The 10,232-nt window shown below is 43.4% G+C and carries 7 protein-coding genes; 2 read left to right on the top strand and 5 right to left on the bottom strand.

The annotated features are described in order from the left end of the window. Window positions 1-68 precede the first annotated feature (68 nt). Window positions 69-1,685 carry a polysaccharide lyase 6 family protein gene (locus A142_RS13460; RefSeq protein ID WP_019822240.1) on the bottom strand — a complete coding sequence of 539 codons (1,617 nt, stop codon included), beginning with the start codon at window positions 1,683-1,685 and terminating at the stop codon, window positions 69-71. Between the two features lie 85 nt (window positions 1,686-1,770). Continuing rightward, window positions 1,771-3,543 carry a sodium:solute symporter family transporter gene (locus A142_RS13455; RefSeq protein WP_019822238.1) on the bottom strand — a complete coding sequence of 591 codons (1,773 nt, stop codon included), beginning with the start codon at window positions 3,541-3,543 and terminating at the stop codon, window positions 1,771-1,773. A 511-nt stretch (window positions 3,544-4,054) separates the two neighbouring features. Here A142_RS13455 and A142_RS13450 point away from each other — a divergent pair. After that, window positions 4,055-4,666 carry a toxin-antitoxin system YwqK family antitoxin gene (locus A142_RS13450; RefSeq protein ID WP_019822236.1) on the top strand — a complete coding sequence of 204 codons (612 nt, stop codon included), beginning with the start codon at window positions 4,055-4,057 and terminating at the stop codon, window positions 4,664-4,666. Window positions 4,667-5,709: 1,043 nt separating this feature from the next. Next, on the top strand, window positions 5,710-6,435 hold the full coding sequence (locus A142_RS13445) for an oligogalacturonate-specific porin KdgM family protein (protein WP_019822235.1): 726 nt from the start codon (window positions 5,710-5,712) through the stop codon (window positions 6,433-6,435). Window positions 6,436-6,569: 134 nt separating this feature from the next. Here the strand turns inward: A142_RS13445 and A142_RS13440 are convergent, their stop codons facing one another. The 3 genes from A142_RS13440 to A142_RS13430 all read right to left on the bottom strand — a co-directional run bounded on the left by A142_RS13440 (window position 6,570) and on the right by A142_RS13430 (window position 10,113). Beyond that, entirely contained in the window at window positions 6,570-7,286 is a 717-nt protein-coding gene (locus tag A142_RS13440; protein WP_019822233.1) for a 3'-5' exonuclease, read from the bottom strand. Beyond that, complete coding sequence (locus tag A142_RS13435) at window positions 7,286-9,148, bottom strand: DUF294 nucleotidyltransferase-like domain-containing protein (protein WP_019822231.1); 1,863 nt, start codon at window positions 9,146-9,148, stop codon at window positions 7,286-7,288. Before A142_RS13435 ends, A142_RS13440 begins: the two co-directional genes overlap by 1 nt. 245 nt (window positions 9,149-9,393) lie before the next feature. After that, window positions 9,394-10,113, bottom strand: a complete 720-nt coding sequence (locus tag A142_RS13430) for a FadR/GntR family transcriptional regulator (protein ID WP_019822229.1) — start codon at window positions 10,111-10,113, stop codon at window positions 9,394-9,396. Window positions 10,114-10,232: the final 119 nt, after the last annotated feature.

The following is a 10,232-nucleotide window of genomic DNA, read 5'->3' as shown; positions in this document are numbered from 1 at the left end:
ACCATTAAACCATTAAACCATTAAACCATTGACCTTTAGCCATTAGCCATTAGCCATTAACTAATAAATTACTTAGTCGTATTCTCAAGTACGTAGTCCGGACCCGCTGTTTCAGCCGTCACGACCGCAAGTTTAGACACGTCTGCGCCTTCACCTTGGTAAGCGTTAATACCGTTTTCTACAACAACTTTTGGCAGCTCAATCGAGTAGCCTTCGATCAGTTCAGAATCCGTTACTTGACCTACGTAAGTTTCGTCTGTGTAGGTTGCGCCAACTAATGGGAAGTCTTGCGTTGCACGTACACTTACAAACTCAGGTGACTGCGAGTTATCAACCACGTTGTGTTTAAACGCCACATCAACGCCCGCATAAATGCCTTCCACTTCTGCGTTGTCAAACAAACTTACACGGTGGCTTTGGTTGCCGTAAACAATGCCCCACTCAGTATCGACTAGAGAGTTGTTCTCGATGGTGATGTTTTTCGGTGTCCACTGCTTGTTCAGCTCTTTGCCTTTCACCGATTGATCTAACTGCTCACCATTCGCTACGTCGATGATGCCTGTGTTGATAACAATGCCGCCACGTAGGTCAGCGTTGCCTTCAATCAAGCCATCGCGGCCTCGAGTGTTTGCAATGTAGTTATTGCGGATCACATGGTCTTCATCGTAGATACGGACGCCGCCCGTTAGACGCTTTCCATTACCAAGAATCATGTTGTTCTCAACCGTGTTGCCTTTTCCGTGACGCAGTGAAATAAGCGCCGTGCTTTGGAAAATCGTATTGCCTGAGATCGTGTTGTCGCCCGACTTAATCGAGATAAGCTCACGCTCACCATCCATATCGATCATTAGGTTGTTCACGAACTTAGAACTTGAATCCCACTGTGAAGCTTTAGAATCACCAATACGGATCGCTTCCCAGCTGTTGCCGTTGTAACGAATCGCTTCTTTAATGTCGAATTCGTTGAACTGGTTAGGCTTTTGATCCATGAAGATGTTATTTGCGATCAGGTGGTTGTCAGCTGTGTCATCTTTTTGTACACCAATCAAAGTGCCGCGTTTTTGCTTACCTTCGAAACGGTTGTTGATGACTTTGCCGTCTTTACCCCATAGAGAAACCCAAAGGTACTTTGGATACTCAGAACGACGCTCGTCTGGCTCGTACGTGTAATCGTGGTTGAAGTAGTAGAATGTTGAGTTTTGAAGCGTATTGCCATTACCCATCATACGAACTGCACCAAAGCGTTCGTTAGGGCCGCCTTCAGTAAATACCAAGCCATCAAGCGTGATGTCATCGCCTTTCAGTTCAAACTGAATCAAGCCCGTGATCCACGCAGAACCTGCTTGCTCTGCCTTGATAGTGATATCATTCGCCGTGATCGTCACTTGACCTAAGTTCGCGTATTTACCGGCAGGAATCACCACTTCGTCGCCATCTTTTAGGTTTTCAAATTGTGCTTTAAGCGCAGCCACTTGTTCTTCTGAAGCAACGGCTAAAGTGTCGCCATCTACCTCAGTTAAGCGGTCACTGCTCAATAGGTAACTACGGTCGATTTCGCTAATAGCTGGCGCAGCTTGTTTAGCGACACTGACTACAGGTGCTGTTTTTTCTTGTGTTGTACACCCAGTTGCAAAAGCAAGCGTGAACGCGCTAATAATGCTTACCGATAATAGTTTTTTGTTCATCGTACATCTCACGTTAAATATTGGATTATAAAAATGACGACCACCCGTTCAGGTGGCCGTGATGTTATTTAGGATGCGTATTAAATTAGCCTTCGGCTGGAGTCACTTCGTCTTGTTGCTCGACTTTGTCATCGACTGCTTTAACAAGTAACAGACCGACGGAGAATACAATCAAGCCACATAGAACGAACACCATGCGTCCCCACATTGGGTTAGGCAGTACGAACATTGTCATTACGCCCACACCCGCAACTGCGATAAGTGAACCCAACATACGACGTTGCTTGTTATCCAGTTTCTTCTGCTCGTTACTTTCAGCAACCAATGGTGTCGCTAGGTTGTTGAAGAACTTGTCTACGTCTTTCTCACGGTGCTCAGCAAGAGGCTTGTAGAACAGAGTAGATAGTACGAAGAAGCCAGCAGTAAATACGATATGACCAATAAGGCCGATAGCCACTTTCAGGTCAGCCCACTCACGGCCTGTTAGCTCGTTTAGACCGAACCAGTTTTGAATCATGTCAGCCGTGATAACGAAACCAACGAAGTAAGAAACCACACCACCGACAACTAGCGTGCCCCAGCCTGCCCAATCCGGTGTTTTACGGATGAAGAAGCCACAGAATGCTGGAATTGTCATTGGGAAGCCGATCAATGCGCCCACGTACATCATGGTGTCGAAAAGGCTCAGACCTTTAAGAGAGTTGATGAACAGAGCAACCAAGATGATCGCGATACCGAAGAAGGTAGACGTTAGTTTAGAAACAACCATTAGCTCTTTCTCTGTCGCTTTAGGACGAAGAATCGGCTCGTAGAAGTTCTTAACGAAGATACCTGAGTTACGGTTTAGACCTGAGTCCATTGAAGACATAGTTGCTGCGAACATAGCGGCAATCAAAAGACCAACCATACCTGCAGGCATGTATTCTTGAACGAAGTAAAGGTAAGCGAAGTCAGCGGCTTTGCTGCCAGCGTCAGGGTAAGCTGCTGCTAAATCAACACCTTGACCTGCCATGAACCAAGAAGGCATGAACCAGATGATTGGACCAAGCGTCATTAGTACACAAGCAAGTAGAGCTGCTTTACGTGCGTTATTTGAATCTTTCGCAGCAAGGTAGCGGTAAGAGTTAAGCATGTTGTTGGTGATGCTGAACTGCTTTAAGAAGATGAACACAGCCCAGATGCTGAAGATGCTCATGTAGTTCAGGTTATCACCCGTAATGAATGAATCTGTTGGGAAGTCATTAACGATCTGCGTAACGCCGCCACCGTGGTAAATCGCAACCACAGCACACGTCACCGTTACCGCCATGATGATAACCATCTGCATAAAGTCAGATGCGATTACCGCCCAAGAGCCACCTGTTACTGACATTACTAGTACAACCAGACCCGTTAGGACAATCGTCGTTGTCATATCAAAGCCGAAGATACCTGATGCGATGATCGCAAGACCGTTCAACCAGATACCTGCAGAGATAACGCTGTTTGGCATGCCAGACCAAGTAAATACTTGCTCATTCACCTTACCGAAACGCATACGAATCGCTTCAATTACCGTCACAACGCGCAGTTGGCGGAACTTCGGAGCGAAGTAAAGATAGTTCATTAGGTAACCGAATGCGTTCGCGATGAAGATAATCGCCACGGCAAAACCATCGGTAAAGGCTTTACCTGCTGCACCAGTAAATGTCCAAGCACTGAACTGGGTCATAAATGCGGTTGCACCTACCATCCACCACAGCATATTACCTCCCCCACGGAAGTAATCACTTGTCGTACTTGTAAACGTTCGGAACATCCATCCTATCGCAATTAAGAATAGGAAGTAGATGCCAACTATCAGGGTATTGAGTTCCATCGTTAGACCTTTTATTTATGTTTTTTTGTTGAGGTCACTATAGATAGATGGCAAGTATATTTGTACTACAATAATCCAGATGCGTGACAATGATCTTACAGTCTGACACTTAATTAATCATACAAGTGATCGAGTTCAAAGTTGCACCACCTAGGAGCGCAATTCCTCAAGTCAGTGCAGTTATCCGCACTAAATTTCGACCAAAACCCCGAAAGACATGAACAAAGTCTCTAAAAGTCGAAGAGTCATCGTTAAAAACTATTATTCGTCACGATCAAAGCTCAAAGAAGAACAGTAAAAATATCGTTAGATATAATTTATAAAAATAAATCAAACCAATCTTATTTGTAGTACAAATAAGATTGAGAATTTGCTTTTAAAAGTTCCCTATATTAGGTAGCCAATAATGAAAACTTGAAAACCACTATTAGATACTGACAGGGATACACGGAAGTGAAATGCTTTTAACACACCCGTTACACTTTCCCCCGTCCAATAAAAAGGTGTCATTATGAAGAAATACGTTCCAATCTTAATTGCTCTTAGTACGGTATCTTCTATGAGCTATGCAGCAACACCACGTGAAGATGCTGTTGACTACTTACAGATGCGTAAAGGCGTGGCTTACCAAGTAAACCATTCAAAACCTTTCACTGGTCAATTTGAAGAGAAGTTCGATAACGGCCAAGTCGCGACCCAAGCTCAGTTTGCCGATGGCTTAGAACTTGGGCTAGAAACTAACTGGTATCCGAATGGCCAAGTCGCTTCTAAAGTGAATTACGTAAAAGGTGAACTGCAAGGCAAAGCTGAAACCTGGTATCCAAACGGACAGAAAAAAGCAGAACTCAATTATAAAGACAATGAACTATCAGGCACCGCCTCTCGCTGGTATCCCAATGGGGAACAAAGCCTGACAGCTGAATACAGCGACGGACAAAAAGATGGATTGGTAACGGACTACTACCCGAACGGTAATAAGGCCAGCCAAGCGAAGTTTGATGAAGGTGAAGTCGCGAACGGAAAACTTACTCGCTGGAATACTAACGGTGACAAGATTGAAGAACTGACCTTTAAAGACCACAAAGTCACCTCTAAACAGGTGTGGATGCCTACAGAAAGCTAAGCATCAAGAACGGCTCTCACAGAGCTCTTTGATATGGCTAAACGCCTGCTGTTAAAGTCAGCAGTTACGCATCTGAAACTAAGCAACAAGAGAAGAGAAACGAACATTCATGTGACCAAGCGTGAATGTTCGTGGCTTTGATGCTGTAACAGACTCACTTGAGCGTGCTGTCATCAACCTAAAAGCCTATTCTTAAGCCGCGGTTTACACGCTTATTGAGCCTCAAACGACTCTCTACTCAAATTTCAAATAAAAAAAACGCTCATGTTGCCTGTATCAACATGAACGCAAGGGTAGATCTTCGACTACCATCTCCTACCTTTCTAGATGAAAGCAGAAGTTATAATTAGAATAGTTGGGAGCAATAATCAAAATGCTTTCGCAAGCACTTCAACGATTTCTTCTTTGTCGCTGATGAGAACAACGGGTAACTATTCGAACCCTGTTCATTCCTATCAAGCTCGTACTCATATAGCAGGCTATGTCACTGCCTTGCCTACTACATTTCAAACCTTCTCTGATTGAGCTTTAAATCACCTCAAGTAAATGCCTTATGTTCTTAAAGCGATTGGATTTAATCCATTTAGCTTCAAGACCATTCTTACTTATTCGGCTTCACACCGTCAGTTCATGCAATCAACACAGCAAAGTTATGTGTTGCTACAGAAAGTTAGTAAATAATAATGTATTACAAATGAAAATAACATCTAAAGATTCAATTTTTTGCTGTAGCGCACATTTATTGACGAACAAAACTCTTCAAAATCATTATCAACAGGCAAATAAAATATTAAAAATCATAAACTTATTAACACAGTTCAACTTTGTAACCCTTTGTTAATAGTGGTTTTGTCCTAACAACACGATCTAATTCACAGATCATCACGCCTCGGATCGTTAGTATATTTGTATTATTTAAATGCAAATCTAGAGTTGAGGAAAAACTTAATAACCTCAATCACTGGATGCAATGAAAGCTAGAACTACTCTATTTGGCTTGAGACTAAAGCCATTATTAAACCTATAAATATGGGACTAATACCATGAATAAAACTAAAATCGTGATTGCTGTGGCATCTGTATTAACTGCTGGCTCTGTATCAGCGGCGTCTTTCGATGTAAGACACGAATACAAAAGTCATACAGATCAACACGCTACCCGTGTAAAGCTTGGCGATAGCATTGGCAACTTCCTTGTAGATATCGAAGCAAAATTCAAGGGAGAAGACGGTAAATTCATGGAAGATTTGAAGAACAATGGTTGGGAGCTTGGTCTAAATTACCGTCATGTACTTAACGATAACTGGACAATGACTTACGGTATGCCAATTGAAGGTCGTGAATCTGGCGTTACATACAAGCCTCAAGTTCGTGCAACATACAAAGTGGATAGCGTTGATGGCCTGAGCCTAAGTGCTCGTTACCGTTACGATATGAGACAGAACACTAGCGCAACTGAGTACCAGGTCGACGATAATGATGAAATTGTCGGTATTGAGAAAAACATTGAAAACCAACGCCGTCACCGTCTAACGGCAAACGTTAACTACTCAATGGAAAACTGGCGCTTTGGTTTTGAAGGTAACTACTACAAAGCTGATGGCTACGATATCTACGACAACGATGATACTAACTACGAGTTAAACGCAAGCATTCGCCATATTATGGGTCAATGGGCACCATATGTAGAGTTTGGTGATGTGAGCACTTCAGCAGAGAAAGCAACTCGCGAACTACGTAGCCGTGTTGGTCTAACTTACAGCTTCTAATCGATAGCTACATGAATAATCTAAGATAATTACTGTCCTAATTTTCTAAGACCTAAACAAAAGCCAGCTTAATCGCTGGCTTTTTTTCCTTTAAAATCAGTAAAGTAAGAGCCGCGCACTTGCAGCTCTTTTTCCTAGTGACTAATCCGATAGAGAAAGGCAACGGTCACATTATCGTTAGGCACAACTCGCTTCTGCTGAGCCAAAAACAATTCCGCTGTCGAAACGGCATCGGCTAATGCATTGTGGCTGTTGTACTCAGGAAGCCCGTACCTTTCGCGAGTCCCTGCCAGAGTTAAATCGACTTCTTCATGATTGCTGATCGCTTTCTCCATGCTTTTCTCAATACACAAGGTATCAAGCCAAAGCAGAGGAATCGCTCGTAAACCGTAGCAGCGAAGAAGGTATTGGCTAATGAACTTCTCTTCGACCACACAAGCGTGCGCGACAATGATCTTGCCTTTTGCTGCTTCGAAAAATGTCAGCATCGCATCATGAATAGACGCGCCCTCTTCCAACATTTGCGGCGTAATATGGTTAATCACGGCGGTTTCAGCGTTGATCTGCGAATCGTTATTCAGATAAATATGTTTGGCGGACGCTAAGTCTATTCGCCCCTTGACCACATCGACCCAACCCATGGACAAAATCAGATCTTGTTCGCTGTCTAGACCCGTGGTCTCAAGATCCAACACGATATAGTCACTGTCTTTGGCCAAGTCCGTCATTTCAGGGCAAGGCTGATCTACGAGATCATGTAACGCTTCTGGCAACTTAACCGTTCCCAGATATTGCTTACGTTTACGTTTAATTCGCTCAAGCGGATGAAAGTAATTTAAAAACGATTTCATTAACGTGCTCCGAAACGAATTTTCGCCGCTTCTTGAAGGTCAGCAATGATCCTAAAGGCATCTTTCAAGTGTTTACGTTCAAAGCTACCAAAGCTATCTGGGTTGATGTTGTTGTCAGGCACATCCCCGTTCTTCAACGCTTCAAGTTGATGTCCAAAACGGAAAGAGAGAATGAACTGGTAAGCACCCAGAATGTTCTTGAATGCATCGTCGCTCAGCATGCCTTTTTCATTGGCAGCAGCGAAACGTTCGTCTGTCGCCGACAAATCGCACTCGACAGCAAGACCATAAATACGCGCTAAGTCGATAATCAAGTTGATCGCGTACTTCTTCACATTCAGCGTTTTCTTATTCTCACCTGACTTCTCAAGCACTAAGCTATTGAAGATGCCAAGTGGCGGGTTGGTATTGACCGCGTCTTTCACTAGTGTGCTTAAAAACTCACGGTTACCGCGAATATTGCTGTGTAACTCATCGCGAAGAATACCTTCGAACTCACTGTTGCCGTAGATAGTACGAATTTCTAGGAACACACTGATATTAAGCAAGCGTTCGTACTCTGGGTTAGCCACCCACTTCTTGTAGTAGTGCTTCCATACACTGAGTGGCTGACACCATTTTGGCGTCGCAGCCATGAATTTACCTGGACATAATGGGTAATGACAGCTTGCTAAGCCGTTGGTCACCATCATCGCTAAGTGTTTGAAGTAAATACGGTCACTGTCGGTTGCATCGTCAGCAAGAACAATCGCGCTGTCTTGGTCCGACAACATGTGCACTTCATTACGTGCGTGCGATCCGGCTACGATCCAAGAGAAATCACACGGTGGTGGGCCTAACTTATCAATCGCTATTTGAATCAATCGACGGGTGTAGGCGTCCATAATCATGGTCATTACCTTGCCGACGGTTTCAGGCGCCACTTTACCTTCCACCAGCGCTTCAAAAATAGCTTGTCGCTCTGAGGTGAACGAAGACATGGTTTTCACGCTGCCCGCGTATTTGATTTTCTCGATCAAGAAGATCGCTTGAACACGGTGGTTTTGAACCAAGTGAGACGTAGTCAGAAGGCCAACAACTTTGTTCTCTTTCACTACAGGAAGGTTACGAATGTTGAATTGCATCATGATAGACGCCGCATGCAACACAAGGTCATCCGGTTTTACAGTGAGTGGCGAATGCGTCATTACTTCAGAGATTAAATTTTCTGTGCTAACACCGTGCGCAATCACGCGTTTGGTCATATCACGGTCAGTGATCAGACCAACAATGGTTTCACCTTCATAGATCACGGCACAAGGTGAGCGTTGATGAAGCATTTCAACCGCAACCGACTGGATGGTTTGCTCAGACTTAACAATCGCAACCTGCCCGCTTGCTACTTCTTCGACTTTACGAATGAATAGGCCTTTCTCTTTATTTGACCAAACCACATCCAGTGCCGACTTCAAGCGAACCTGCGCCTGTGAAGCAAAGTGTTCTGCGCAACTTGGAAAGGCTTTGAAAAGCGTTTGAAGTGCCGAGTGTGGAATCACATAAAGTAAGGTGTTTTCTATTGCGACAGCTCTATAGCCTTTTTCATCGTTGACTTCAGAATCTAAGAACGTAAAGCCGAACAAATCTTCACTGCCTAGACGAGCACGAAGCACACCATCCGATTTTCGTTGCTCCATAGAGCCCGTTCGAATGATATAGAGCGATTTTTCCTTCCCCGACTCACACAAATCAACCACATCTCCCTTACCGAGATAAGTAATTTGAACGTTAGAGGCAAGTTCGCGAAGTGCTTGTTTAGGGATCTTATCGAATGGGTCGATTTGACCTATGAATTGAAGAATATTTGGCAGTAGAGACTGGGGCATAATCACACTCACAATAATTTAATTAGTATTATTATATAACTTAAAATACTAGTTACTAGTGATTTTAATAAAACGGTAAATAATAGATTAAATATTGGACACCGGTCAGGTTTTCATCAAATTTAAATACAAAAAAAGCACGTATTGAACGTGCTTTTTAGGTGTCAGTTTGTTTTAACTAAGATTTTTAGATCATTATCTTTCTAAAAGCAAAGTCTTGTTAAAACTAAAGCTTTTTAAAACAATCAGCTAGCCACGGGTAATCTGTGGTTCGTTTCCAACAAGTGACTTGCAGACGCTTGGCGCGCTTTGTCACTGTTACCTGCCATAATTGCTTCATAAATTTGGCGGTGTTCGTTAATACACGTACTTCCCTCTTCAGAAGAGTGAGAAATAAAGTTAACAAACATCGTCGTCAAGATATTACCAAACGGCAGGTAGAAGTCGTTGCCCGTTGCGTTGAAAATCAGGCTGTGGAACTTCATATCAATATCTAGCCAACGCTCTTGATCAAGCGTTTCTTCGCTAGAAATTTCTACCATTTGTTGGAAAATACCAGACAACTCAATGCGTTGTTCTGCACTCGCGAACTGAGCAGCTAAAGCACACGCTTCTGGTTCAATCGCGCGGCGTAAACCCAAAAACTGATGACAGAATTGGTCTGTATCGGCCAAACCGTCCATCCATTCGATCAATTGTGGATCTAAGAAGTTCCAGAATGCACGGTCAACAACGCGAGTACCGATCTTAGGACGAGATTCTAATAGGCCTTTTGAAGTCAGAAGCTTAACCGCTTCTCTTAATGCTGTTCTACTGATACCAAATTGCTCACACAGAGCCATCTCACCAGGGATAATAGAACCTTGAGGCAAATTGCCCGACAAAATACCACGGGCGATTTCACGTGCAACTTGCACATGAAGGCTTCGCTTAGAGCCTGAAATAGAATTGAAAGAGCCAGCCATGTGTCTACTTACTGATTAGATATGTATTATTTAACTCGGACTATAGCACTGATTTATATCTGCACCAACTCAGTATAAGAATAACGTGAGGTCAATCCTGATATAGTCTAGAGCAATAT

Source organism: Vibrio splendidus 12E03 (assembly GCF_000272105.2).
Classification (GTDB): domain Bacteria; phylum Pseudomonadota; class Gammaproteobacteria; order Enterobacterales; family Vibrionaceae; genus Vibrio; species Vibrio splendidus_I.
Note: the sequence above shows the minus strand (reverse complement) of the source record. Positions and strands in the feature narration are given on the sequence as shown.

Bases quoted from the DNA above. Each gene is read 5' to 3' on its own strand.
- A142_RS13460 (WP_019822240.1), bottom strand. From the start codon at position 1,685: ATGAACAAAAAACTATTATCGGTAAGCATTATTAGCGCGTTCACGCTT.
- A142_RS13445 (WP_019822235.1), top strand. From the start codon at position 5,710: ATGAATAAAACTAAAATCGTGATTGCTGTGGCATCTGTATTAACTGCT.
- A142_RS13455 (WP_019822238.1), bottom strand. From the start codon at position 3,543: ATGGAACTCAATACCCTGATAGTTGGCATCTACTTCCTATTCTTAATT.
- A142_RS13440 (WP_019822233.1), bottom strand. From the start codon at position 7,286: ATGAAATCGTTTTTAAATTACTTTCATCCGCTTGAGCGAATTAAACGT.
- A142_RS13435 (WP_019822231.1), bottom strand. From the start codon at position 9,148: ATGCCCCAGTCTCTACTGCCAAATATTCTTCAATTCATAGGTCAAATC.
- A142_RS13430 (WP_019822229.1), bottom strand. From the start codon at position 10,113: ATGGCTGGCTCTTTCAATTCTATTTCAGGCTCTAAGCGAAGCCTTCAT.
- A142_RS13450 (WP_019822236.1), top strand. From the start codon at position 4,055: ATGAAGAAATACGTTCCAATCTTAATTGCTCTTAGTACGGTATCTTCT.